At 71.5% G+C, this 23,896-nt stretch carries 31 protein-coding genes; 2 read left to right on the top strand and 29 right to left on the bottom strand.

Annotation, left to right across the window (positions count from 1 at the left end; translation table 11 throughout):
• From ABD140_RS00710 to ABD140_RS00615, 20 genes are all read right to left on the bottom strand, one after another.
• Nucleotides 1–492 (bottom strand): hypothetical protein, encoded by a 492-nt coding sequence (locus ABD140_RS00710; RefSeq protein ID WP_344235513.1) that lies wholly within the window; start codon nt 490–492, stop codon nt 1–3.
• The gene (locus tag ABD140_RS00705; protein ID WP_344235511.1) at nt 492–878 is read right to left on the bottom strand and encodes a hypothetical protein; all 387 of its coding nucleotides are present in this window, start codon (nt 876–878) and stop codon (nt 492–494) included. The genes ABD140_RS00710 and ABD140_RS00705 overlap by 1 nt, the downstream gene beginning before the upstream one ends.
• Entirely contained in the window at nt 871–1,413 is a 543-nt protein-coding gene (locus ABD140_RS00700; RefSeq protein WP_344235509.1) for a hypothetical protein, read from the bottom strand. The genes ABD140_RS00705 and ABD140_RS00700 overlap by 8 nt, the downstream gene beginning before the upstream one ends.
• Nucleotides 1,410–1,799, bottom strand: a complete 390-nt coding sequence (locus ABD140_RS00695) for a hypothetical protein (protein WP_344235507.1) — start codon at nt 1,797–1,799, stop codon at nt 1,410–1,412. The genes ABD140_RS00700 and ABD140_RS00695 overlap by 4 nt, the downstream gene beginning before the upstream one ends.
• Nucleotides 1,789–2,079 carry a hypothetical protein gene (locus tag ABD140_RS00690; RefSeq protein WP_344235505.1) on the bottom strand — a complete coding sequence of 97 codons (291 nt, stop codon included), beginning with the start codon at nt 2,077–2,079 and terminating at the stop codon, nt 1,789–1,791. The genes ABD140_RS00695 and ABD140_RS00690 overlap by 11 nt, the downstream gene beginning before the upstream one ends.
• A complete protein-coding gene (locus tag ABD140_RS00685; protein WP_344235503.1) occupies nt 2,069–2,401 on the bottom strand; it encodes a hypothetical protein in 333 nt (110 codons plus the stop codon). Before ABD140_RS00685 ends, ABD140_RS00690 begins: the two co-directional genes overlap by 11 nt.
• Nucleotides 2,391–2,975, bottom strand: coding sequence for a hypothetical protein (locus tag ABD140_RS00680; RefSeq protein WP_344235501.1), 585 nt, complete (start codon nt 2,973–2,975; stop codon nt 2,391–2,393). The genes ABD140_RS00685 and ABD140_RS00680 overlap by 11 nt, the downstream gene beginning before the upstream one ends.
• Complete coding sequence (locus tag ABD140_RS00675; protein WP_344235499.1) at nt 2,972–3,334, bottom strand: hypothetical protein; 363 nt, start codon at nt 3,332–3,334, stop codon at nt 2,972–2,974. Before ABD140_RS00675 ends, ABD140_RS00680 begins: the two co-directional genes overlap by 4 nt.
• Complete coding sequence (locus ABD140_RS00670) at nt 3,331–3,576, bottom strand: hypothetical protein (RefSeq protein WP_344235497.1); 246 nt, start codon at nt 3,574–3,576, stop codon at nt 3,331–3,333. Before ABD140_RS00670 ends, ABD140_RS00675 begins: the two co-directional genes overlap by 4 nt.
• On the bottom strand, nt 3,573–3,908 hold the full coding sequence (locus ABD140_RS00665; RefSeq protein WP_344235495.1) for a hypothetical protein: 336 nt from the start codon (nt 3,906–3,908) through the stop codon (nt 3,573–3,575). The genes ABD140_RS00670 and ABD140_RS00665 overlap by 4 nt, the downstream gene beginning before the upstream one ends.
• Nucleotides 3,905–4,333: an endonuclease domain-containing protein gene (locus ABD140_RS00660; protein ID WP_344235493.1), complete on the bottom strand. Its 429-nt coding sequence runs from the start codon at nt 4,331–4,333 to the stop codon at nt 3,905–3,907. Before ABD140_RS00660 ends, ABD140_RS00665 begins: the two co-directional genes overlap by 4 nt.
• Complete coding sequence (locus ABD140_RS00655; protein ID WP_344235491.1) at nt 4,333–4,728, bottom strand: GIY-YIG nuclease family protein; 396 nt, start codon at nt 4,726–4,728, stop codon at nt 4,333–4,335. The genes ABD140_RS00660 and ABD140_RS00655 overlap by 1 nt, the downstream gene beginning before the upstream one ends.
• Nucleotides 4,729–4,974: 246 nt before the next feature.
• Nucleotides 4,975–5,583: a hypothetical protein gene (locus ABD140_RS00650; RefSeq protein WP_344235489.1), complete on the bottom strand. Its 609-nt coding sequence runs from the start codon at nt 5,581–5,583 to the stop codon at nt 4,975–4,977.
• A gap of 41 nt (nt 5,584–5,624) precedes the next feature.
• Nucleotides 5,625–6,392 (bottom strand): AAA family ATPase, encoded by a 768-nt coding sequence (locus tag ABD140_RS00645; RefSeq protein WP_344235486.1) that lies wholly within the window; start codon nt 6,390–6,392, stop codon nt 5,625–5,627.
• Between the two features lie 66 nt (nt 6,393–6,458).
• Complete coding sequence (locus ABD140_RS00640; protein WP_344235484.1) at nt 6,459–7,205, bottom strand: hypothetical protein; 747 nt, start codon at nt 7,203–7,205, stop codon at nt 6,459–6,461.
• A gap of 16 nt (nt 7,206–7,221) precedes the next feature.
• The gene (locus tag ABD140_RS00635; RefSeq protein WP_344235482.1) at nt 7,222–7,428 is read right to left on the bottom strand and encodes a hypothetical protein; all 207 of its coding nucleotides are present in this window, start codon (nt 7,426–7,428) and stop codon (nt 7,222–7,224) included.
• Nucleotides 7,429–7,519: 91 nt separating this feature from the next.
• Nucleotides 7,520–7,651 (bottom strand): hypothetical protein, encoded by a 132-nt coding sequence (locus ABD140_RS00630; RefSeq protein WP_344235480.1) that lies wholly within the window; start codon nt 7,649–7,651, stop codon nt 7,520–7,522.
• Complete coding sequence (locus ABD140_RS00625) at nt 7,648–8,547, bottom strand: RecB family exonuclease (protein WP_344235478.1); 900 nt, start codon at nt 8,545–8,547, stop codon at nt 7,648–7,650. The genes ABD140_RS00630 and ABD140_RS00625 overlap by 4 nt, the downstream gene beginning before the upstream one ends.
• 136 nt (nt 8,548–8,683) lie before the next feature.
• Entirely contained in the window at nt 8,684–8,935 is a 252-nt protein-coding gene (locus tag ABD140_RS00620; protein WP_344235476.1) for a hypothetical protein, read from the bottom strand.
• Nucleotides 8,936–10,171: 1,236 nt separating this feature from the next.
• A complete protein-coding gene (locus ABD140_RS00615; protein ID WP_344235473.1) occupies nt 10,172–10,780 on the bottom strand; it encodes a hypothetical protein in 609 nt (202 codons plus the stop codon).
• 306 nt (nt 10,781–11,086) lie between these two features.
• Here ABD140_RS00615 and ABD140_RS00610 point away from each other — a divergent pair, with 306 nt between their 5' ends.
• Entirely contained in the window at nt 11,087–11,467 is a 381-nt protein-coding gene (locus ABD140_RS00610; RefSeq protein ID WP_344235471.1) for a VOC family protein, read from the top strand.
• A gap of 16 nt (nt 11,468–11,483) precedes the next feature.
• Here the strand turns inward: ABD140_RS00610 and ABD140_RS00605 are convergent, their stop codons facing one another.
• Nucleotides 11,484–12,347, bottom strand: coding sequence for an LLM class flavin-dependent oxidoreductase (locus ABD140_RS00605; RefSeq protein ID WP_344235469.1), 864 nt, complete (start codon nt 12,345–12,347; stop codon nt 11,484–11,486).
• A 2-nt stretch (nt 12,348–12,349) separates the two neighbouring features.
• Complete coding sequence (locus ABD140_RS00600) at nt 12,350–13,417, bottom strand: helix-turn-helix domain-containing protein (protein ID WP_344235467.1); 1,068 nt, start codon at nt 13,415–13,417, stop codon at nt 12,350–12,352.
• Between the two features lie 128 nt (nt 13,418–13,545).
• Here ABD140_RS00600 and ABD140_RS00595 point away from each other — a divergent pair, with 128 nt between their 5' ends.
• Entirely contained in the window at nt 13,546–14,340 is a 795-nt protein-coding gene (locus tag ABD140_RS00595; RefSeq protein WP_344235465.1) for a class II aldolase/adducin family protein, read from the top strand.
• Between the two features lie 42 nt (nt 14,341–14,382).
• Here the strand turns inward: ABD140_RS00595 and ABD140_RS00590 are convergent, their stop codons facing one another.
• From ABD140_RS00590 to ABD140_RS00560, 7 genes are all read right to left on the bottom strand, one after another.
• Nucleotides 14,383–14,823, bottom strand: coding sequence for an HNH endonuclease (locus ABD140_RS00590; RefSeq protein ID WP_344236413.1), 441 nt, complete (start codon nt 14,821–14,823; stop codon nt 14,383–14,385).
• A 66-nt stretch (nt 14,824–14,889) separates the two neighbouring features.
• Nucleotides 14,890–16,098: an ROK family protein gene (locus ABD140_RS00585; protein ID WP_344235463.1), complete on the bottom strand. Its 1,209-nt coding sequence runs from the start codon at nt 16,096–16,098 to the stop codon at nt 14,890–14,892.
• Nucleotides 16,099–16,114: 16 nt separating this feature from the next.
• Nucleotides 16,115–17,359, bottom strand: a complete 1,245-nt coding sequence (locus ABD140_RS00580) for a sugar ABC transporter permease (protein ID WP_344235461.1) — start codon at nt 17,357–17,359, stop codon at nt 16,115–16,117.
• Nucleotides 17,356–18,153 carry an ATP-binding cassette domain-containing protein gene (locus ABD140_RS00575; protein ID WP_344235459.1) on the bottom strand — a complete coding sequence of 266 codons (798 nt, stop codon included), beginning with the start codon at nt 18,151–18,153 and terminating at the stop codon, nt 17,356–17,358. The genes ABD140_RS00580 and ABD140_RS00575 overlap by 4 nt, the downstream gene beginning before the upstream one ends.
• A 63-nt stretch (nt 18,154–18,216) precedes the next feature.
• Nucleotides 18,217–19,308: a sugar ABC transporter substrate-binding protein gene (locus ABD140_RS00570; protein ID WP_344235457.1), complete on the bottom strand. Its 1,092-nt coding sequence runs from the start codon at nt 19,306–19,308 to the stop codon at nt 18,217–18,219.
• Nucleotides 19,309–19,559: 251 nt separating this feature from the next.
• Nucleotides 19,560–22,865 (bottom strand): S41 family peptidase, encoded by a 3,306-nt coding sequence (locus tag ABD140_RS00565; RefSeq protein WP_344235455.1) that lies wholly within the window; start codon nt 22,863–22,865, stop codon nt 19,560–19,562.
• A gap of 40 nt (nt 22,866–22,905) precedes the next feature.
• The gene (locus ABD140_RS00560) at nt 22,906–23,862 is read right to left on the bottom strand and encodes a GNAT family N-acetyltransferase (protein WP_344235453.1); all 957 of its coding nucleotides are present in this window, start codon (nt 23,860–23,862) and stop codon (nt 22,906–22,908) included.
• Nucleotides 23,863–23,896: the final 34 nt, after the last annotated feature.

Genomic DNA, 23,896 nt, shown 5'->3' with positions numbered 1-23,896 from the left:
TCAGGTGTTGCGGTCTTCGGGGAGGTGCTGGTCGGTCTCCGTCTGCGTGGAGTCCTCGTCGTCGTCCCGCCCGTCCCGGGCGGTGAGGGCGCGACCGAGGGCCCTCCACAGTTCGTAGCTGTCGGTGTGCGTGGCCCACTGGCGGTGGAGGACCCGCACCCGTTCGAGGGCTGCTTCCGCCTGTCCCCGTGCCGCCTCGTGGCCGCACTCGATGGGGTCGCTGTCGCAGGAGCACTTCGGCTCCCGGAGAGCCTTGCTCTGGTTCAGGAGGCGCTCCTCCTGCTCGTCGGCCACCTGCTTGAGCGTCTCCAGCTCCTCCAGGTTGCGCTGGTACGCCTTGGCCAGCCCGATGTTGGCCAGCCCCACGTTGTCGTGGTCGGTGCGCAGCTGCTCCAGCTGCTTGTCCAGCTCGGCCGCCCTCGCGGCCGAAGAGGCGTAGCGCACCAGATCCCGGGTCAGGCCCTGGATCAGTGCCGCGGTCTGCTCGTCCATCAGCTCTCTCCCTCGATCAGCTCGTATCCCCGGCCCTTGTAGCCGGGGCTCCAGGACGGCCACCCGACGCGGCGGACCCTGTTCAGGCCGGCCGCGGAGCCGGTCAGGACCTTGAAGGCGACGCCATCGACGGAAGCCTCCGTGACCTGGACCGTGCGCTCCGGGCGGCGCCGGTCCCGGTAGACCTGGCCCGGCGTGGGCCAGGTGGAGGTGTCGGCGCCTTCTTCCACCGCGAGCTGCGCCTTCAGTGCCCCGATGAGCTCCCGGACCCCGTCCGGGGTCAGCTCCGCACCCCAGGGCGGGAGCTGGAGGTAGACCCCCGGGGAGTCCGACCCTGCGGACTCCACCCGGATGGGCTCCCCGTCCCTGTCGAGTACCTCAGGCATCCCCGTCCCCCAGGTACACGGCCCACACGGTCCAGCCGGCGCCGTTCTCCGCGGGGCGGACTTCGGCCTCGAAGTCGCCCGCCGGGGCCCAGGCCGGGGACGGGCCCACGCGCACCCGGTGAGCATGGGTGACCGCGTTCTTACGGCTGGTGGGGTAGTGCCTGATGGGCATCCATTCACCGCGCGAGGCCCTCAGGCTCTCCGCAGTGAGGCGGGCGGGGCTCTCCACCGGCTTGGCGGTGCCCTCCATGAGGTGGCGCTTGCGCTGGTCCCGCAAGGCCGCGAACCCCTCTTGCAGGTCCTCCCGGGCCGCCAGGATGCGCCGCGCCCTGGAGCGGATCAGGCCGTCCAGGCGCTTGTACTCCGCGGCGTGCCCCTGGGGGTCCGGGCAGTCCTTGACCCGGTGCCCCAGGCAGGTGCCCTCCAGGCCGACCCGACCGGACTCCAGGAGGCTCCTGTAGTCCTCGGGGTGGTCCCTGGTCAGCATCCCCATCGCCCAGCTGATGGCCTGGGCGTGGGCCGCCTTGCGTCTCATCCCTGCTCCTTGGTCATGAACTCGGCGAAGACGTCCGCCCACTCGCGGACCGTCTTCAGGTGCTTGTCGAACTCGGGGCGGTACTTAGCGACCAGTCGCCGGATGGCCTCGTTGCGCACGTCGCCCCCGGGGTGTCCGCCGGCCCTGATGTCGTCCATCAGGCCGCGGAACTCCTCCTCGTGGGCCTCGATGAGGCGAGAGGTCGCCTCGTAGCGGTTGGCCCGGTGGGTCTGCTGCCTGGCCTTGACCTCTGGTGGGGCGATGCGCCACTTCGTGCGGTTCTCCGCCTGGTGCGCCGCCCGACAGGGCTTGCACACCTCCTCGCCCTTGCGGATGTGCCGCAGGTAGGCCGCGTTGGTGCCACATGGCCTCAGCTCACGCGGCATCCGGTGCCCCTTGTGAGGCCGCGGCGTACAGCCGCGCGTACAGCTCTGGGTAGCGGCTCGTCAGGGTGTCCGTGGCCGCCTTCACCGCCTTGAGGTGCGCCCGCCTTGCCTTCTTGCGGTGGGCCTCGGGGGTGGGGCACTGCTCCCGGCGGTGCCCCAGGCAGCTGTTTCCCTGGCGGGCGGCCCGCTCCCCGGCCAGAAGCCGGGAGAACTGGGCCGCCCTGAGCGTGCGCAGTCGCCTGCGCGCCCGGGTGCGCACCGATGCAGCCTCAGGCGGCATCGGCCTCTCCGCCCTCAAGCAGGTACTCGACCTCGCCGTCGTACGCCTCCCGGTAGACGGCGTAGTGCTCGTCCCGCAGCCGCGAGAGCGCGGCGTAGCGGGCGGCGTTCTTGGCCTTCTGGTAGGCGGTGCGGTGCTCCCCCTTGGGGAGCGGGCACCAGAGCTTCTCGTGGTTCAGGCAGTTGCCCTCCGCGGTCCCGCCCGCCCGGGACTCGGCCGCGATGCGGTAGCGCTCGTAGTCCGCGCGGTGCTCGCGCTGGAGGTAGCCCAGCGCCCGGCGCTGGGCCAGCGCGTGGATCTGGGGCTTGGTCCTAGTCGACATGGTGTTCCTTCTCGTGGTTCTCGATGGCCTTCAGGAGTTCGGGGAGCTCCACGGCCGGGAGCTTCATCCAGGAGTCGCAGTCTCTGCACCGGGCATCGACCCGGCCGCCCCAGTCGCCGCCGATCTCGTACCGGCTCCAGTCCGGAGCCCAGGGCTCCGTCTTCACCAGAGCCAGGGCCTCGGTCGCCTTGGCGATGTGGTGGCCCTTGACGCCGGCCCCCCCGAAGCTCCAGCTGGAGCTGGTGGTGCTGTAGAGCCAGCTCACGTAGAGCGGCCTGGCGTCGGCCCTGTTGAGGCGCATCACCAGGGAGATGGGGCCGAAGCCCCATCCGCTCTCGCGGGCGGCCTTCAGGAAGCCCCCCGCACTGCGGGGGAGCTGGGCCTTGCCCTCGGGGAAGAGGTCCTCGATCCCGCCCCACGGCCCCTCCGGGGAGGACTTCCGGAAGGCCGCGAAGTCCCAGGTGGGGACGATCTCCTTGGGCCCCTCGGGGCCGCAGGAACACTGCGGAGCACGTGTTCCGCTAAGAAGCCCTCGTCCCGAGGGCTTTGACCATGCGCCCGTGTAGTCGCTCACAGGTACACCCCGTGTCCGTCGCCCTCGAAGGGCTCGTCCCCCGGGCGGATCTGCTCCATGAACCAGTCCGGGACCTCCCGGTCCTCGTCCAGCTCGTCCTCGTCGGCCGGGAACAGCCGGTCCCAGCAGGGCGGGCAGATGCCCGTCATCAGCGTCTCCCGGTCGTCCGCGGACAGCTCGGGCATGACGTGCTGGATGTACTCGCCCTTCCTCCACCTCTCGTAGCCGTCCTTCGGGACGGTGACGTGGTGGACGGCCTCGCACTCGGGGCAGGTCTTGGCGACCTTGATGGTTCGGGACTGCGAGGAACTCGCGTCCCTCATCGATCCCGTGCTCCGCTCGGGCTCGTACTCGGTCACTGGGAGTCCTCCCAGGCGAAGAGCTCCGAGAGGAACTCCGCCGCGGTGCCGTTGCTCTCGTAGAGCAGGCCCCCGTGGCTGTCGAGGTGGGAGACCCGGACCTTGAAAGACGGGTCCTCGTAGGTCCAGGAGGAGTACCTGTACCCCTCGTCGTACTCGATCTCGATCCGGAGGCCCTCGACCTCGGTGCCGAGCTTGTCCTTGTAGTACGCCTGCAAGGCGTCCATGAACGGCTTGCTCACTTGCCCACCTGCTTGTACTCGTAGGTGGTGAGGGCGACCTTCTCCACCGGGTGGAAGTGGACGAAGCCCTCCTCCTCCACGCCGTAGTAGTCACCGCTCCAGTAGTCGTCCTCCTGGTTCTCGGTGAGGCCGCGGTGGTAGTCCTCGCTCGCGAAGAGCGCACCGTCGCTCTCGCGGCGGATGATGAGCCGGTGGTGGCTGCTCCAGCGGGAGGACCCGCAGTCCTGGACGGCCTCGAAGGCGTAGCCGTCCATGGGCTCCGGGCTCTCCAGGTCGCCCTCCTCCAGCAGGTACAGGGCCAGGTTTCGGGGGAGCTTGATGGCTTCGGTCACCGGGAATCCTTGAAGTCGATGTGGTAGCGCTCTCCGAGAATCCGGAGAGCCGGGGGATTTTCGAGGGCATCGGCCGCGGCCCGGAGGACCTCCGGGCGATCGCGGGCCCCCTTGGCGAGCAGGTAGTTGTTGCACCTTCGGCACGCCAGCATTCGGACCAGGCCCGTTTTGTGGTCGTGGTCCACCGAGAGCCGCTCTCGCCGGCTCTCCTTGCAGATGGCGCATTTGCCGCCCTGGGCGGCGAACAGGACCGCGTACTCACCGGGCTCCAGGCCATAGGTCTCGGAGACCCTGCGGTCGTGGGTGGCCCTGGAGCGGTTGGCCTTGAGGCAGGTGGAGCAGTAGCGGGCCTTCGGGGAGCGGAAGAACCGCTCGCTGCGGTTCTTCTTGCACTGCTTGCACTGCTTGGTCTTCGAGGCGGCCATTAGCGGAACTCCCCCGCGGGGAAGGTGTTGGCGAGCCGGGCCCGCGCAATCGCGCGCTGGCGGACCTGCTTCCGGACGTGCTGCTGGAGCGACACCAGCAGCCCCGGTGACATGGAGGTGAGCCCCTTGGCCCACTCCACGGCCCCGGTGAAGTCGATACCGGTGAAGTACTCGCTCCTGCGGTGGCCGGCGCAGTTCAGTGCGCACCAGGAGATGAGGACCATCTCCGCCTGGTGGGCGGAGTCGAACGCCTCGGACACCCAGCTCTGGGCGATGCGGATCCCGAATCCAGCCACGCCCGAGGCGTGCTGGTTCAGGCGCCTCTCCGGCTTCGTGGAGAACCCCACCTTGGTGGTGCCCTCACTGAACTCGATGACGTAGATGTGGCCGCTCACCTACTCCTCCAGCAGGCTGAACAGGAAGCTGACGACGCGCTTCCACCAGGGGGTCTTCTTCTTCATGGCTTCCTCGGGGAGGGAAGGCCGGGGGCTTGGCACCCCCGGCCGGTGGGGGTCTGTCAGGTGGCCGTCAGGCCGCGTCGGGGAAGTCGCCCGGGAAGGGGCCGCCCTCGGCGGCACCTGTGAGGAGCCGGATGAACTCCTCCGCGGAGAGCTCCTCGTCCTCGAAGTCCTCCGGCGGGGTCACTGGTCGCCGCCTTCGGCGTCGCCGGGGAGAACCTCGTTCGCGTCGCTCTCGGCTTCCGCGATGGCGCCCATCGCGTTCTCGTCCGCGACGATGTCCGCGGTCTCCATCACGGACTCCCGCCACAGCAGGAGCTCCTCCAGCTGCCGGCCCTGGGCGGTGAGCGCCTCGGTGAGGTCCCCGACGCGCTCCAGGAGGCCGATGTACTTCGCCTCCATGCCGTCCAGCTCGGCCCGGAGCTCCTCGCGCCTCTCCGCCTCGATCTCGATCCGCCGGAGGCCGAGCTTCTCGGCCTCGATGATGCGCGCCAGGTGGGCGCCGGTCCGGCTCTCCAGGCTGGACACCCGGTCCACGACCCGGGAGACCCGCTCGCTGTGGGAGGCCAGGACGGAGTCCGTCTCCCGGGCCCGGTCCTCGCCCTCCTTCTTCTCCTCCGCGCGGCGCAGCGCGCCCTTGAGGTCGGACCGCACCTTCCGGATGGCCCAGCGCTCCAGGGCCTCCAGGCGGCGCAGGTCCTGCGGGCGGTCCTCGGGCACGGCCTTCGGCTCGGTGGCCCCGGTGATGCCGTCGATGAAGTCCCAGGCGGGAGCCTCTGTCTGGGCCTTCATGAAGTTGATGAAGCTGTCCACACGGCACTGCCTGCACATGGTCAGTCGTCCTGTTCGTAGGAGGAACGCCCCCAGATGTGGGGGCTCGGGGTGTAGAGCGGCTTGTCCTTGAGCAGCCCAGAGGGCGCGTCGAAGAGCAGCTCGTGGTACTCGGAGGCGTCCGGGCTCGGACGCCCGTGACGGTTCTTGACTGCGGCGAATCGGAAGAGATTCGCGGTGGGGTCTCCGGCGACGGTCAGGATCAGTGCCGCGTCTTCGGAGACCTGGCCCTTGAGTTCGGCCATCCCCTGCGGGTAGCCCGCCTTGCGGGGGACCATCGTGTGGGCCAGGGCGATCACGGCCGTCTCGTACCGGCCGGCCATCTGCTTGAGGATGTTGGCGGCTTCCTGGTCGCGCTGGTGGCGCTCCCCCTGACCGCCGGAGAGGTCTTTCAGGTTGTCGAGCCAGACGGCCGCCGGCGGGCACCCGTGTACCTCGACCACAGCTTGAACGAGCTCATCGAGATCCGAGAGTGTCGGCCCCGTCTCGTGGGCGAGCCAGAGATGCGAGGCATCACGAGCGATGAGGTCACGGAGTTGCTCCTTAGGCCAGCCCCCGACTTCTTTGTTGGGTCTCCCCGTGAGGATCGACCCCACCTTGATGGAGGACATATGCGGTCCCATGTCGCACAGCACGTACAGCTGAGGGACCTTCATCTGAACCGCGAGCTGGAGGGCGAGGGTGGACTTGCCCCCGCCCGGGGGGCCGGCGATCTGCGCCAGCTCCCCCCGGCGGAAGCGCACGTCCGCTTGCGTGAGCGTGTCCAGCACCCCGGGAAGGGGTTCCCCCGACTCCGTGACCCGGTCCAGGGATCTGAACGCGGGGAGCACGGTCTCTTACTGCTCGTAGACCAGGCCCACGGGGGGCTGCTGCCCCGTCTGCTGGGTGTAGGCCGCCTGGGCGCTCCGGAAGATGGGGGTCCGGCACCAGACGCCCTTGTGGCGCTGGCCCTTCATGCAGTCGTGGACGTTCAGCTTCTTGCCCGCCCGGCTCTCCACCACCTTGTGGACGGTGGGACCGCCGCAGTCGGGGCAGATGCGGTTCTTGCCGCAGGCCCAGCAGTTGCCCGTGTCGCCGGTGGCCGCGGGCGCAGGAGCCGCCGGGGCGGCTCCCTGGGCCTGGGGGTAGGCCGGGGCCTGCGCGGGGGCCTGGTGGACGTAGCCCTGCGCCTGAGGCTGCCCCGCCCACTGCGGGGCGGGCGCCGGAACCATGTCCGGGCCGGGGGCCTGGTGGTAGTGCGGCTGCGCCTGCACCGGGGGCTGGCCGAACTGGTTCGGCCACTGGCCCTGGGCGAGCTGCTGCTCGGGGGTGGGCATCGGCGCCGGAGCCGTCGCCTGCGGGGCGGGCACCTCCGCGATGACCACGGCTCCCAGCTCCTGCTGGAGCAGCTCCACCGCCGTGGCGGGGGCCTCCTTGAGGCCCTGCGCCAGGGCCTTCACGGGGCCGGCCAGCTCCAGGAGGGCCTTGGCGAGGATGGCCTTCGCGAGGTCCACCTCGGCGAGCGTCGTGGGGCGGACGACGACCTGGTATTCGTCGGTGGCGCGGATGGGGGTCGAGAACTGGACGAGGGGCTGGTCGGTCACTGACCGGTCTCCTTAGTTAGAGGTCGATGAAGCGGGTGTCAATGGAGGTCTCGCGTTCGATGGCCCGTGCGAGGAGGTCCATCAGCTCGGGGAGGCCCTCCTCTCGGGCCTCCCTCAGGGCCAGCGCCGCCTTGACGGCGTCGCCCGACTCGTGGAGGACCACCGTCACGGACGGTCTTTCGTTCGGCCCGTGCCGGAAGGGCGTGTTGAACCGGATCTCCATGAGGGCTCCTTGAAGGCGAGGTAGAAGCAGAGGGCGGAGATAGCGAGCAGGGGGCTCGCCCCGTAGAGCAGGGGCAGGAAGTCTGCGAAGGTCACGGCTCGCGCCTCCAGGCGCGGGCCTCCTTGCGCTTGGCGCTGCGCTTGACGTAGCGCGCAGCGGAGCGGGGGTTGCAGCATCGGCAGGTGCGGTACTTCATGGCCGCCACGCGGCCCAGGAGCTTCACTCCAGCCCGGCCTTCTTGCGCCAGAAGCTCGTGAGGCGCTGGGCGCTGGAGCAGTGGGCGGCGTAGCCGCACCGGAAGGCGCACTGCTCGCCGGGGCGGGCGAGGTACTCGCCAGCGTCGGCCTGGGTGATGAAGGTCGAGACCCGCTCCATGGTGTCCGTGACGTGCTCCACGTCCAGGCGCTCCAGGTAGACCTTGTCGCCCTTGCGGCAGTTGAAGAAGGCGCCCAAGGTCGGGCGAACCCCGTACTCGATCTCCATGCAGCCCGCGTAGATGAGCAGCTGGTCCAGCAGGTCCGGAGCGGAGCTCCCGGCCTTGAGGTCGATCACTGCGACCTCTCCGGCCTCGTTGACCATGACCCGGTCCACGTAGGCCCGAAGGCCCGCTCCCCCGAAGTCCTCCAGGTTGAACTCCAGCTCGATCGCCGGCTCCCGGGAGGGGGTCCCCCAGATGGACCACTGGGGGTTCTGGGCCCTCCACAGGGCCCAGTTCTTGGCGTACTGGGGGCCGTTGGCCCGCCAGAAGGCCTCGTCCTCGGTCACCCTCCGGGCGTTCGAGGCGCCGGCCGCACGCCACTCGGAGGTGGCGACGCCGGTCTTCTCCTGCGTCTCCTCGACCTGGCGGTCGAAGAATCCCTTGAAGCTTCCCTCCCACGAGAAGCCCTCAACGGCCTCCGGGGAGGGAGCCGTCAGGTACCAGCGGTCGAACTCCTCGGTCACGGAGTGCACCGCGGTACCGCCTGCCGACCACCAGGCCGGCGTCTCCTTGCGCTTGAGGATCCTGGACTGCCGGAACTTCTCCGGGCAGCTCAGGAAGTCACTGAGCGCGCTGTGGGAGGTCCTGAGCAGTGCGCTGGGCTTCTGCTCGGCCTCCCCGTTGCTTGTCGCTTGGGGCATGTCCAAGACACTAGCGGCACATCACCAGTCGTTCACAACGTCTGGCGCCTTTCGTTACCGGTCCGTTATCAAGTGCCCTGGATCGGGAATGACGAAGCCCCGGCCATAGGACCGGGGCGCTCCTTGCGTGCCTGGTTCAGGCCAGCTCGAAGAGGTCGCAGTCCTCATCGAAACCCGCGCTGACCAGGCGCTGGGGGCTGAATCCCCAGCTTCGGAGGAGCTCGTTGGCCTCCTCCAGATCGGCGACGTAGAGCGCCTGCTCCTCGTCGCCGTCATCGGACCTCAGTAGGTGCAGCGTGACCGCACCGTCATCAACGTCCACCCAGGACCCGTGGGTCAGGGCCCACGTCCCGTCCTGGGTGCACGGCCGCCCTTGCTCTACGGCCATGAGGCCCCTCATCTCTCCCGTGCCCCGGCGGTGAGACCGCCGGCACCTCCGCCCATGCCCATCCCCGAATGCGGAGGCATTTCGGACTGGTGACGGTACTCCTGGGCCTCTTTTGGGACAAGGCGTCTCGGAGAGAGCCCAGTGAACTCTGTTCACCTAGGAGTGATCGAAATGACGTTCGGTCGGCCTCGATACGGTGTGTCCGAAACACAGGGTTGGGAATTTCGGCATCCGGTGCCCACCGGGTAAGCCCTGCCTAACGGCAGGGCGCCCCCTGGCGATGGTCACCTGCGAGAAGGGGTAGACCGAGAGGCCGACCCCGTCCGCAATGGCGGACGATCGGTTACGGACGGGAGCGCCTTTATGGTGCTTCCGTAGCGAGGGCTACTCTCCGGTAAAGATCTCGGCCGCCTGCGTGACGGCCTGGAATCTTTACCTCGCCGTGATGTTCCTTGAGTCCTCAAGTACTGTGTCCGTAATGGACCCAGTCCGTTCCGTAACCATGATGACGACGGAATCGGTCGTCAGTTTGCCCGTTTCGCCCCAGAAAGCAAGAGAGCCAGCCCTCAAGGCTGGCTCTTCCGGCGACCAGGAACTGTTCCCTCGCGCGCGCATGCGCGGGGTAAGGCCCGCCGGAGGCGGGCCGTCCCGGTAGACCCCCGACCCCCAGGGAGGGGGTCGTCCAGGGCCCTTGTGAACACAGAGTCCGGCCCTTGAGGGCCGGAGCTCTCTGATGACCAAGGGGTTCCAGGGGAGAGTCCGGCCTTCAAGGCCGGAGCTCTTCGACGACCAGAAGGTTCTCAGCGGCAGCCCCTCAAGGGCTGGCGCCTTGAGGTCTGGTTCCACAAAATCCCAGGTCGCCTAGCGAAGATCGAAGATCTTCGCGTCTACCCGTGTCCGCCGGAGGCGGACACCCTTAAAAGCAGAGAAGCGGGCTTGATGCCCGCTTCTTCCTTAGAGCCTTTGTTCTTGTTCTCCTGGGCGCCTTGGCCCTTGAGGGGCCAAGCGCCGGTTACCGGGGTTCGGTGTTGGTCTAGGCTCGCTGGGCTCCTGCGTCGCCGACGCTTCGCGCCCCCACCCCCAAACCCCCTCCCCCAGAGACTAGCGGGCATCACCAGCCGTTCGCAACGGCTGGTGAGAATCAGTGCCAGATCTCCCAGGCCGTCAGGCTGTAGGGCAGGACGAAGACGATGAGCAGGAACCAGAAGATCGCGAAGAGCCGCACCAGGGTCCGCTTCATCCGAGCTCCTCAGCTGCGTCGGCCAGGGCCTTGGACCACATCTGGCGGTGAGCCTCGGTCACCGCGAACCCCAACTGCCCCTCTACGGCCCTGAGAGCGTCGTAGAGGGCCTGAACCCATGCCTCGGGCCTCTCCCTGTGGGCAAGGTAGTCCCCGGCCTCCCAGGGCCACGCGGGACGCGTGTAGAGCCCATCGGCCTCGGAGTAGTCCAACACGTCACCGAAGTGCTTGAGGTCCTCCACGAGGCGCTTGCCCCCTTGGGCCCTGGGCGCGCCGGCCTCCAGGAGGCCGGCCTCGGCTCGCTCGTAGGCCGTCGCCAGGTTCCAGTAGTGGGTCCTGGTGTGCTCGGCCTTGATGGGCCCGAGCCTTTCTGCGACCTGGTAGCGCTGCCTGGTGCGGGCTCCCGCGGTGCCCGCCCTGGGCAGGTCCGACCACCCGTAGCGCTTGGCCATGCCCCGGATGGCGGGGGGCGAGAGCGTGATCCCGGTGACCTCCAGGACCTCCGCGGCGACCTCGGCCGCCGTGGCGGGGCGGCCGAGCCGCTCGGCCAGCTTGGCGAACTGCGCCCGGACGATCTCCGGGGCGACTTTGGGCGGGGGTGGCATGGGAAGGAGCCCCTGCTTCCTTGCTAGTCGTCTCAAACGGCTGACACGCAGACACTAACGCTCTGCGTTATTCACCAAAAGACGGGGGTGGTAACAACCGCCCCCGTTATCCAAATGTGACACCACCAGGGGAACCTGCGGGTCCCGGCGGGGCTAGCCTCGCCATCGAGGGCGATATCACCACCCCTAGGCGGGTCTGACCTGCGGTCGGCCTGACTTGAAGGCGGTGTCCCCGGATTTCGAGTAATCCAGGACGAACAGACCGGCTTCCCCTACCCTCGCGGGTGAACGAAAGGAGGCCGGTCCATGAGCAGACCCGCAATTTATCCGATAGTGCCCTATCGGGATCTACGCGGCGCCCTCACCTTTCTGTGCGACGCCTTCGGGTTCACCACGCACTTCCTGGTCGAGGGGCCCGGCGGCGGCATCGAGCACGTCGAGCTCGCACTGGGCGACGGCGGGATCATCATGCCGACGCGCGGGAACGACCCGGCCGCGATGTGGTTGTGCGTCCGGGTCGACGACCTCGACGCCCACCACGAGCGGGCCGTGCGGGCCGGAGCCCGCATCGTCGACGACCTCCACGAGACGCGGCACGGGTCGCGCGACTACAGCGCCCTGGATCCGGCGGGCCACCGCTGGACGTTCACCACCTACGACCCCTACGCGCCGTCCGCCGACGCCTAGGGCGGTCCGCCGGGGCCTAGGGCAGCTCGCGGCAGCGGGCGGCGATCGCCTCGAAGACCGCCGTGTCGGCGTCCCAGGCCGAGTCGGGGCGCGGCCAGTGCAGGGCGATGTCGGTGATGCCGGCCTCGGCGCAGGCGCCGTACAGGTCCTCGAAGGCGGCGACCGAGGCGGGCCACGGGTCGGGGGTGAAGCCGGTGAGCAGGAGCCTGGTGACGGACGCCGGGTCGCGGCCCTCCTCCCCGCAGATCTCGGTGAAACGGGCGAGCTGCGACCTCAGCAGCGGCAGCATGGGCGCATCGGGGCTGCGCGGGTTGGCGATCCAGCCCTGGCCGAGCCGCGCCGCCAGCCGCATGCCGCGGGGCCCCTCCCCCGCGATGAGGAACGGCGGGCGGGGCCGCTGCACCAGCCCCGGGGAGACGGTGACGCCGCGCGCCGTCCAGTACTCGCCCTCATGGGAGACGTCCGTGCCGGTGAGCAGGGCGTCGAGCAGGCCCGTCCACTCGGCGAACCGGTCGGCGCGCCGCCGGGGCGGCCACTCCTCGCCGAGCACGTCGCCGTCGGAGGTGTGCGCCGTGCCGCCCGCGCCGATCCCCAGGGTGAGCCGCCCCCCGCTGATCCGGTCGATCGTCTTGACCGCCTGGGCGGTGGGGACGGGGTGGCGGAAGTTCGGCGACGTGACCATCGTGCCCAGCCGCATCGTCGACGTCACGGCCGCGGCCGCCGCCAGGGAGGTGTAGGCGTCGTCCCAGGGCGTGTGCCCCCGCCACGCCAGATGGTCGTACAGCCACCCGGTGTGAAAGCCCAGCTCCTCCGCCCGCTTCCACTGCTCGCCCATCTCCGGCCAAGGGAGGATCGGCCACATCACCACGCCCACGTTCATGGTCACCATCGTGCCAGGAAGGTGCGCAGCGCCCACCACAGGCGGAGGGCCTCGGGTGCGCTCGGCCGGTCCGCGGCGTGGCCGGTGAGCCGGCGGAAACGGCGCAGCCGGTACTTCACGGTGTTGGGGTGGACGTGCAGCGCCTCGGCGGCGGGCTCGATCCGGCAGGCGTGCTCCAGGTGGGCCAGCGCGGTCGCGGCCAGCGCCCGGTGGAAGGGGTCGGCGGCGTCCAGGCCCGCCAGCAGCTCGCCGGCCAGCAGGGAGCCCAGCTCCGGCTCGGCCGCCAGCGCGACGGGCAGGGCCAGCTCCGCCAGCGGGCGCATGCCGGGCTCGCCCAGCTCCAGGGCCCTGCCGCACAGCCGGTACATGGCGGGGACGCGCTCGGGCGGCACCAGCGGCGAGACCACCCCGCGCGGCCCGCCCTGCGGCATGGCGGCCGGCGGGGCCGGGACCAGCGCGGCCAGCCTCCCGTCGACCAGGCCGGCCAGTCCGGACGGGCCGGCCAGCACCGGCTCCAGCAGCCGCGCCTCGGCCGGGTCGCCGACGTCGGTGACGACCACCCGCCGCGGCCGGTCGCCGGCCTGCTCGCCGTGCAGCAGCCGGCGCAGCCGCTGGACCCGGATGTCGCGGGCGGTGCCGGCCAGCTCCAGTTCGGCGACGCGGTGGGCGTGCACCATCCGGTGCTCCAGCGCCGTGGCGATGGCGTCGATGCGGGTGACGGCCTCCAGCAGGTCGTCGGCGGGCACGCCCTCGCGCCTGCCGCGGTCCACGACCGTGCGCACGAGGAGGGAGCGGCCCGCCTGGAAGCCGTCCAGCAGCGCCACCAGCGGCACGCCCTGCCGGGCGCGGGCGGCGCCCAGCTCCTCGGCCGCCCGCAGGTCCGTGCGCTCGGGGTCGCCCGAGGCCAGCGCGGCGAACGCCGCCCCGACCAGGGCCCGCACGTGCCGCCGCACCTCGTCCTCGGGCAGTTCGGCGACCAGCGGCGAACGGGTCCTGGCCGCCCGTACCGCCTCCTCGACCAGGGCGGGGTCCAGGCCCGCCTCCCCCAGCAGTCCCAGCAGACGTTCCACGACCGGCTCCTTGTCCTCTGCGGACAATCTCACCACCTCGGGTTGGGTGCGCGGGGCCTAGCCAAGCAGCCGCCCATACGGTTCAGTGGAGCTGTAGTTGGACGCCTCAGGACAAAGGAGCCCCGGAGATGTCGCAGGAAGAGGAGTTCCTGAACAAGCTGGCGACGGACCTGGTCTACCGGTTCCCGCCGACCTTCGACAAGGTCGAGGACGAGCGGCGGCACCGCAAGGAGCGCCTGGCGGTCGCCCTGCGGGTGTTCGGGAAGTTCGGGTTCGAGGAGGGCGTCGCCGGGCACATCACCGCCCGCGACCCCGAGCACACCGACCACTTCTGGGTGAACCCGTTCGGGATGTCCTTCAAGCACATCAAGGTCAGCGACCTCATCCTGGTCAACCACGCGGGGCAGGTCGTCCAGGGCCGCTACCCGGTCAACGAGGCGGCCTTCGCGATCCACTCCCAGCTGCACCAGGCGCGGCCTGATGTGGTGGCCGCCGCGCACAGCCACTCCACCTACGGCCGCGCGCTCTCCGCGCTCGGCCAGAAGCTGGCTCCCATCACCCAGGACGCCTGCGCGTTCTATGAGGACCACGGCCTGTTCGACGACTACACCGGCGTCGTCACCGACCTGGAGGAGGGCAAGCGCATCGCCGCCGCCCTCGGCGGGAGCAAGGCGGTCATCCTGCGCAACCACGGCCTGCTGACCGTCGGCGACAGCGTGGACGCCGCCGCCTGGTGGTTCGTCACCATGGAGCGCTCGTGCCAGGTCCAGCTGCTGGCCCAGGCCGCCGGCACCCCGGTGCCCGTCGAGCACGAGAACGCGGTGCTCACCCGCGGCCAGCTCGGCAACGACCTGGTGGCCTGGGTGAACTACCAGCCGATCGCCGACCAGGTCGTCCGGGAGCAGCCCGACCTGTTCGAATGACCCCGCGGACCGGTGGCCCGGCCCGCGGGCCGGGCCACCGGCTCACACCGTGAGCTGCTCCCAGGTGGGGACGGAGGGGGCGACCGCCAGGCGCATCCCGCACTCGTGCAGCAGCACGTCGGCCTTGCGGTGGTTGCAGCGGGTGCAGGCCAGGACGGTGTTCTCCCAGGTCGACTCCCCGCCCCGGGACACCGGGACGATGTGGTCGATGGAGTCGCCGGGCCGCCCGCAGTAGCCGCACCGGCCCCGGTCGCGCTTGTAGACGCCGGCCTTGCTCCAGCCGGGCCGCCGCGAGTACCGCCACCGCATCGCCACGTACCGCACCAGCCGCAGGACCTTCGGCTCGGGGAACGCCCCGAAGCTCCGGCCGTCCACGGCCTCCTCGATGACCGCCACGCCGCGCACCAGCATCCGGATCGCGTGCCTCAGATCCACGCGCTGTAAAGGCTCGTACGAGGCGTTGAGCACCAGGACGCGCGCCATCGTCACACCCCCTTTCCTGGAGAACCCCGTTCGGGGCCCTGAAGCAGGGTGCCGACCGAGGGGGGTTCACGGCAACGGGTTTTTGCCGCGCAGGAGCGTCTCCAGGGGGTCGGCGAGGACGTCGGCGAAGGCGAGCTCGGCGGCGCCCATGAGGATGGCCTCCTCGCCCAGCGCCGAGGTGCGCAGCCGCACCCGCTCCCGGGCGACGCCCAGCCCCGCCAGGGCGAGCCGGCTGCGGACCTGGGCGGCGGCGCCCAGGTAGATGTCGCGCAGCACCCCACCGAAGATCACCATGGCGGGGTTGAAGATGTTCACCAGGTTGGCCACGCCCTGGCCGAGCCAGCCGCCGACCCGGTGCAGCGCGTCCCTGGCCGCCACGTCGCCGCGGTCGGCGGCGTCCACGATGGCGGCGACGCCCTCCCTGCCCCCCGGGCCCCGGCGGCCCGCCGCGTCCAGCAGCGCCAGCTCCCCCGCCTCGGCCTCCAGGCAGCCGCGGGAACCGCAGCCGCAGGGGCGCCCGCCGGGGTTGACGACCATGTGGCCGACCTCGCCGCCGTATCCCCCCTCGCCGCTCAGCAGCCGCCCGCCGACGATGATGCCGCCGCCGATGCCGACGTCGCCGTGCAGGTAGATGAGGTCGTCCAGGCCGGCGCCCGCGCCGCGCTCCCGCTCGGCCAGCGCGCCGAGGTCGGCGTCGTTGCCGACCGACACGCTCAGTCCCATGCCGAGCCGGCGGCCCAGCTCCGCGCCGAACGGCACGTCCCGCCACCCGATGTTGGGGCTGAGCCGCACCACGCCGTCCTCGCGCCGCACGATGCCCGAGAACGCCGCCCCGATGCCCACGCAGACGGTGTCGGGCCGCGCCGCGCGCACCAGCCTGCGCGCCTGGGCCGCCAGCTCGGCCACGACGGCGTCCGGGTCGAACGGGTCGGGCGGGCGTGGCACGTTCCCACGGGCCAGGACCACCCCGCCGAGCCCGACCCGTGCCGCGGTCAGCCGGTCCGCGCCCACGTCCAGGGCGAGCACGTAGACCCGTGAGCTCTCCGGGCGCACCACCAGGGAGGGCCGGCCCGCCCGGCCCGTGGTGCGGGGCAGCTCCTCGCTCACCAGCCCGGCGGCGGTGAGGTCGGCGGTCAGCGCCAGGATGGTGCTGCGGTTGAGCCCCATCCGCTCGGCCAGTTCCGCGCGCGAGGCCTGGCCCGTCAGGTGCACGTGGCGCAGCAGGGTGCCCAGGTTGTGCCGGCGGATCTCCTCGGGCGAGGGCGCGGCTTTCACGGGAGGAGGGTCCTTTCTATCTTCCCGGCAGCGTGCGTTTGCGGGAGAGCGCGTCCACGCCCGCGGCCAGGAGCAGGACCAATCCTGTCACGATGAACTTGGTGCCCGCGCTGTAACCCATGAGGCCCATGCCGTTGTCGATCACCGCGATGACCATGCCGCCGAGCACCGCGTCGATCATCCGGCCGCGGCCGCCGAAGAGGCTGGTGCCGCCGATGACCGCCGCGCCGACCGCCTTGAGCAGCACGTCGCTGCCGCCGGTGTTGGGGTCGACGGAGTTGGCGCGGGACGCGGCGATGAGCCCGCCGACCGCGGCCATCGTCGAGCACAGCACGAACGCCGCGATGCGGATGCGGTTCACGTCGATGCCGGCGCGGCGCGCGGCCTCCTGGTTGCCGCCGACGGCGTAGATGTGCCGTCCGAAGGAGGTCCGCTTGAGGACGAAGGTCCAGACGACCAGCAGCACCGCCACGAGCGGCACCACGATCGGCATGCCCTTGAGCGAGGCGAACGCGGGGTTGCGCCCGCGCTCCATGCTGAGGACGAACACCAGGGCGGCCAGCAGCAGCGCCACCCCGGCGATCCGGAGGCCGATCACCACCGGGCTCTCCGCCGCCAGCCCGCGCCGCACCCGGCCGCGGTGGCGGCCCAGCTGCGCCGCGGCGTAGCCCAGGACCGCCGCGGCGCACAGCGCCCAGCCGAGCACGACCGGGACGTTGTCGTTGGCGATCGCCAGCACCGTCGGGTCCTGGATGGAGATGTTGGTGCCGTTGTCCATGATCTTCAGCGCCACGCCCTGCAGCGCCAGGAACGCCGCGAGCGTCACCACGAACGACGGGATGCCGATGCGCACCACGACCAGGCCCAGCGCCAGGCCGATGACCATGCCGGTGAGCAGGGAGACCGCGACCGCCGAGTACCAGGGCCAGCCCTGCTCGGTGAGGGCGACCGCCAGGACCGCGGCGCACACGCCGCTGGTGAACCCGGCCGACAGGTCGATCTCGCCCAGCAGCAGCACGAACACCAGGCCCATCGCGATGACGATGCCCGCGGCGCCCTGGGTGAAGAGGTTGGCGAAGTTGCCCTGGGTCATGAAGGACGGCTGCGCCGCCCAGAAGAACAGGCACAGCGCGACCAGCGCGGTGACCGCGGGCAGCGAGCCCATGTCCCCGCCGCGGATGCGGTCGAGGTAGCCGCCGGCGAGGCCGGACAGCGCGCCGGTCTCCCCCTCCGGCTTCTGCTTGGCGAGCACGGCGTTCATGCGCCGCCTCCGTTCCCGTTCGTGCCGGTGAGGCCCAGGTCCCCGCTGCGGCCGGAGGTGATCAGTTCGACGACCTGCGCGTGCGTCACGTCGCAGGTCCGCACCTGGGCGGCCGTGCGCCCCAGGTAGAGGGCGGCGATCCGGTCGGACACCGCGAAGACGTCGTTCATGTTGTGCGAGATGAGGACGACGGCCAGCCCCTTGTCGGCCAGGCGGCGGACCAGCTCCAGCACCTGCTGGGTCTGCGCCACGCCCAGGGCCGCGGTCGGCTCGTCCAGGATGACGACCTTGCTGTTCCACAGCACGGCCTTGGCGATGGCGACGGTCTGGCGCTGGCCGCCCGACAGGCTCGACACCTGCTGGCGGACGGACTTGACGGTGCGCACGGACAGCCCGGCCAGCGTCTCGGCGGCCAGCTCCTCCATCCGGTACTCGTCCAGGACGACGCCCTTCTTCTCCTCGCGGCCGAGGAACATGTTCTGGACGATGTCCAGGTTGTCGCACAGGGCGAGGTCCTGGTAGACGATCTCGACGCCCAGCGCGGCGGCGTCGCGCGGGCTGCCCACCTGGACGGGGCGGCCCTCGAAGAGGTACTCGCCGGAGTCGATGGGGTGGATGCCGCCGACGCACTTGACCAGGGTGGACTTGCCCGCGCCGTTGTCCCCGACGAGGGCGGTCACCTCCCCCGGGTAGGCCGAGAAGGCGACGTCGTGCAGCACCTGCACGGGCCCGAAGCTCTTGTCGAGCCCGCGCAGTTCGATCACGGGGGTGCGCGGGTCGGGGGGCGCGGTCATGGGTCTCCTCACGAAGGTGGCCCCGGCCGCCGCGGGGACGGCGGCCGGGGCGCGGAACGGGTCCTACTGGATGCCCGCTTCGGTGCACTTGTCGGCGAAGTCGCCGGTGCAGAGCTCTTCCTTGGTGACGTAGCCGTCGGCGACGACGTCCTTGACGTTCTCCTTGAAGATCGCCTGCGGCTCGAGCAGCACCGAGGGCACGTCCTTGCCGGTCTCGGGGTCCTTGACCGCGTTGTTGGTCGTGCCCTTCTCCCCGGTGGCCAGGGCGATGGCGAGCTCGGCGGCGGCGTCCGCCTCCTTCTTGATCGCCTTGTAGACGGTCATGCACTGGTCGCCCGCGAGGATGTGCTGGAGGCCCTGGACGGTGGCGTCCTGGCCGGTGACGGGCACCTGGCCGTTGAGCTTCTGCTTCTTCAGCACCGCGATGGCGGCGTTGCCCAGGCCGTCGTTGGCGGCCAGCACGCCGGCGATCTTGGGCTCGCTGGTGAGCATCTGCTCGAAGATCGTGCCGGCCTTGGTGTTGTCCCACTCGGGCACCGACTGGTCCGGGCCCTTGACGTACTCGCCGGAGTCGTACTTGGGCTGCAGGACCCCGTCGTAGCCGTTCTTGAACAGGGTGGCGTTGTTGTCGGTCGGGGAGCCGTTGAGCTCGGCGACGATCGGCTTCTCGACCTTCTTGTCGGTCAGGCACTTGACCAGGCCCTCGCCCTGGAGGGTGCCGACCTTGGTGTTGTCGAAGGAGACGTAGTACTGGGCGCCGCCGCCCAGGGTGAGCCGGTCGTAGTCGATGACCGGGACGCCCTGGGACTGGGCCTTGGCGATGACGGCCTTGCCGGTGCCGCTGTCGAGGTTGACGATGAGCAGGACGGTGGCCCCGTTGGTGATCATCTGGTCGGCGATGGTCTGGAAGGCCGACTTGTCGCCCTGGGCGTTCTGGATGTCGGACTCGATGCCCGCGGCGTCGAACGCCTCCTTGAGGTACTTGCGGTCGGCGTTCTCCCAGCGGGCGGAGGACTTGCTGTCGGGCAGGATCACGCCGATCCTGCCCTTCTTCTTCTCGGGTGCGGCGCCGCCCTCGGTGTCGTCACCGCAGGCGGCGACGGTGCCGAAGAGCAGGAGGGTCATGGCGCCGAGCGTGAGGATCCCCTTGCGCATGGTGCGTGGGTCCTTTCGGAGACTGCCGCCGACGGGGGGCGGCGCGGGGGGTGGGTGTCGCCGGTGAATGTTGTTTGCTGCAACTTATGCCAGAGTGACCCGCGACACAACAGGCGGCGGGGCCCAGTTTGTTGTCTCAAATAACAATCGAACAACGCGCCCTCCCCCCTGCCAGGACGCCGGGCGCGGGCACCGGGAAGACGAAGAGGCCGCCGTCCCGGGTGGGACGGCGGCCTCGTGGGGGCGTGCGGCTAGTGCCGTTCGGGCGGCCCGGCCGCGCCGCGGTCGGCCAGGGACGCCAGCGCCAGGCCGATCGCGGTGTCGAGCTGGGGGTCGCGCCCGTTGACCCAGTCCTCCGGGGTCATCACGACCTCCAGGTCCGGGTCGACGCCGTGGTTCTCCAGGCCCCAGCCGTAGGCGTCGAACCAGGTGGCGTAGCGGGGCACGGTGATGGAGGTGCCGTCGGCCAGCCGGTGCCAGCCGTCGATGCCGATGACCCCGCCCCAGGTGCGGGTGCCCACGACCTTGCCCAGGCCCATCACCTTGATCGCGGCGGAGATGATGTCGCCGTCCGAGCCCGCCCGCTCGTCCACCACCGCCACGATCGGGCCGCGCGGGGCGTTCTCGGGGTAGGACGAGGGCAGCGCGCCGCGCGGCACGTCCCAGCCGATGATCTTCCGGGCGAGCTTCTCCAGCACCAGCTGGGAGGTGTGGCCGCCGCGGTTGCCCCGCAGGTCCAGCACCAGGCCCTCGCGCGCCACCTCCACCCGCAGGTCGCGGTGGAGCTGCGCCCAGCCGAACCCCACCATGTCGGGGATGTGCAGGTAGCCCAGCCTGCCCTCGCCGGCCTCCCGGACGTGCCTGCGCCGCTCGGACACCCAGTCCTGGTAGCGCAGCCGCTCCTCGTCCGGCAGCGGCACCACCGCCATCCGGCGCGGCGGCCCGCCCTCCCGGGGCCCGACCGTCAGCTCGATCGGGGTGTCGGCCATGCCCGCCAGCAGCGGCCCCGGACCGGAGACCGGGTCGACCGGGCGTCCGTCCACCTCCAGCAGCGCGTCGCCGGGGCGCACCACGATGCCGGGCCCGGCCAGCGGGGCGCGGGCGCGCGGGTCGGAGGACTCCCCGGGCAGGACGCGCGTGATCCGCCAGACGTCCCCGTCCCGGCGCAGGTCCGCGCCGAGCATGCCCAGCCACTCCCCCTCCCGGTCGTAGCGGGCCCGGGCGACGTAGGCGTGGGAGGTGCCCAGCTCGCCCATCACCTCCCACATGAGGTCGGCGAAGTCGTCGGGGGTGGCCGCCCGCTCCAGGACGGGGCGGTAGCGCTCCAGCGCGGCGTCCCACCCGGCCTCCGCCAGGGCGTTCTCGCTCCAGAACTCGTGGCGCACCACGCGGGCCGCCTCGGCGTAGGCCAGCCGCCTGCGGGCCACCGGGTCGATGGCCGTGCGGGCCCGGGAGAGGTCGACCTTGACGGTGTCGTCGTCGGAGGAGCCGGACGAGGAGACCACCTGCAGCCTGCCCCGGTCGCGGATCACCAGGCGCTCCCCGTCGCCGCTGACGGCGTAGGCGTCCAGCGGGTCGACGATCTCCTCGCACTTGCGCGAGCCCAGGTCGAAGCGCTCCAGGGACGGGCGCAGCGGCGCGGCGTCGGGCTGGGGGCCGCTCTCGCCCAGCGAGCCGGACAGCGGCAGCTTCATCCACACCACCCCGCCCTTGACCGCGCTCATCGCGGCGTAGCGGGACGCCTCCACGGGGAAGGGCACGACCCGGGTGGACAGCCCCTCCAGGTCGACCCGGGTGCCGCCCTTCTTCCCGGGCTTCTCCGGCTCGCCGCCCTCGCCCTCGCCGGCCTCGGCGGAGTCGCCGTTCTCGTCGTCGCCCTTGTCGTCCTTCTCGTCGTCCTTGCCGTTCTTGTCGTCCTCCGAGCCCACCGGGCGGCCCTCCACGGAGGGGGCGAACGGCGACGGGGTGACGGCCGCCAGCGGCACCAGGTAGGGGCGGCACCCGAACGGGAACGACAGGTCGAACACGTGCTGGTCGTAGACCGGGTCGAAGCCCCGCCACGACAGGAACGCCAGGAACTTCCCGTCCATCGTGAAGCAGGGCGAGCTGTCCTCGAACCTGCCGTCGGTGACGTCCACGACGAGGCGGTCGGCCAGGCGCGCCATCCGGATCCGGCGCAGCGGCGAGGCCTCCGGCTCCGACCAGGCGATCCAGTCCGACTCCGGGGCGTACGCCACGTCCTCGATCCTGCCCTTGCCGGTGGCCGCCAGCTCCACGACCTCCCCGGACTCCAGGTCCACCAGCAGCAGCCGGCCGTCCCGGGTGGTCACCGCGGCGCCGCGCCCGTCCGGGGCGGGCACCAGGTCGTCGACCCAGCCCAGCCGGCCCGCGGCCAGCCGGCGCGGGGACGTCCCCGGCTCCAGGCCCGCGGCGGGGGCGACCTCCAGCGCGTCGCCGGGCAGCTCGGTGCCCGCGTCGACGATCCAGGCGACGTTCCCGTCGGCCAGCACCCGGGGCAGCCGGGCGCGGGCGCGCGGGTCGGAGGCCAGGGTGCGGGCGGGGCCGTCGCGGTGGGTGATCCAGTGGACGGTGCCGGCGACCTCCACCGCGCCCGCGCGGCCCGTGCGGTCGCAGGAGAAGTCGCCGAGGACGTCCTCGCCGGTCAGCTGGAAGGGTCGGCGGGCCGTGCCCGCGCCGCCCAGCCGCACCTCCAGCGGCCGCGGCTCGTCCTCCAGGCTCTCCAGCAGCCAGATCCGCCCGGCCGAGGCGTAGACCACCCGGGTGCCGTCCGTCGCCGCCTGCCGGGCGTAGAACTCCTGTTCGCCGCCGTGGCGGCGCAGGTCCGAGCCGTCGGGGGCGCAGGAGTACAGGGCGCCCACGCCCTCGTGGTCGGACAGGAAGGCCACGCGCCCGGACACGAGCATGACGCTGTCCAGATGGCCGCCCAGGTCGGCCAGGATCCGGGTGAAGTGGCCGTCGGCGATCGCCTGGCCGCCGTCGGGGCGGTACTCGGCGGGTTCGAGCGCCTCGCCCGTCCACAGCCGGCCCATGCCGCCGCCCCGGTAGCGCTTCCAGCGCGCCGGTTCGCTCGCCCCTCCGGTCAGCAGCGCCACCCGCTCCGAGCGGTGCTCCCCCGACAGCGCCAGGTCGTCCACCGGACCGTACGGCAGGCGCGCCGCGGTGCTGCCGTCGACCGGCACCGCGTAGGCCCAGGCGAAGTGGGAGAAGGGCTGGGCCACGGAGCTGGTGGCCAGCACCCGGCCGCCGGGCGTCCAGCCGCGCACCCGGGTGGAGGCCGTGCCCCAGTAGGTCAGCCGCTCGCCGGGACCGCCGTCCACCGAGGCCAGGTACACCTCGGGATCGCCGTCCCGCCAGCTCGTCCAGGCGACCTTGCTCCCGTCCGCCGAGAGCCGCGGATGGCTGACCGGAGCGCGGTCGGCCGACAGCCGCCAGGCGCGCCCGCCGTCCAGCGGCGCCACCCACACGTCGTCCTCGGCCGTGAAGGCCAGCAGTTCACCCCGAAGGTGCGGAAATCGAAGATAGTCTCCCGAAGTCACCCCTCCATCGTAGGGTTTCCCCTGCCACAGGGATGATCCTCTAGGGCAGATCTCGGGTGACCGCCTGATATTCCCGGTATTCCCGCAAGGGGCGGAAGCCCAGGGTCTCGTTGACGGCGAGCATGTGCGCGTTGTCCCCGGCGTTGTCGGTCTCGATCTCCACGACCTCCGGGCGCTCCTCGGCCAGCCAGCGCAGCATGGCCGCCTTCATCCACAGGCCCAGCCTGCGGCCCCGGTGCTCGGGGACGACCGCGGTGTCGTACTGGAAGGCGCAGGCGGGGGCGTCGCCGGGCACGACGATCTCGGTGAACCCGGCGAGCGAGGGCCCGCGCAGGGCCGCCACGGTGTAGAGCTCGTCGCCCCGCTTGGCCACCTGCTCGGCGGTCTCCCTGACCCGCTGGGGGGTCCAGGCCGACTCGCCCTCCTCGTGGTCGGCCATGGCCCGCTTGGCGCGGGCGAAGGCCGCGGCGAGGCGGTCGGGCACCACGCCCGTCCAGCGGATCAGCCGGTAGCCCGGCGGGTTCAGCGCGGCGAACACCGCCGTGGCGGGCCCCGCCTCGGCGGTGTCCAGCACCAGGCCCCGGGTGGTCAGCACGCACCCGAACCCGCGGGACTCCAGGAACGGCACGGCCGGGGTGCCCGCCAGCGCCTGGGCGATCGCGGTGGCCCGCAGGTCGGCCCGCAGCGCCCCGGCCGCCGAGCGCAGCAGGCGGGTGCCCACCCCGCGGCGGCGCAGCCCCGGATGCACGTGGATCTCGATCTCCCCGGCCCGCTCGGCGGCCTCGCCGGGCAGGCGCAGGCCCGCCACCGCGCCGAACCCGTCACCGTGCGGCACCGCCCACAGCCTCCGGCGCACCCCTCCCAGCAGCAGGCCGACGGTCTGGGCCGGCTCGGGAGGGGCCTCGTCCGGGTGGTCGTGGAGGTGCGCCGCGGACACCAGCGCGTGCCAGGCGTCCAGTTCCCCGTCCGCCGGATCCCTCACCTCGATGACGTCCATCTTCGGAGTTCTACCCGAAGACGGGGCCTGACGA

Origin of the sequence: Actinocorallia libanotica (assembly GCF_039525175.1) — a bacterium.
Taxonomy (GTDB): Bacteria; Actinomycetota; Actinomycetes; order Streptosporangiales; family Streptosporangiaceae; genus Actinocorallia; species Actinocorallia libanotica.
This window is presented reverse-complemented; position numbering and strand designations above follow the sequence as displayed.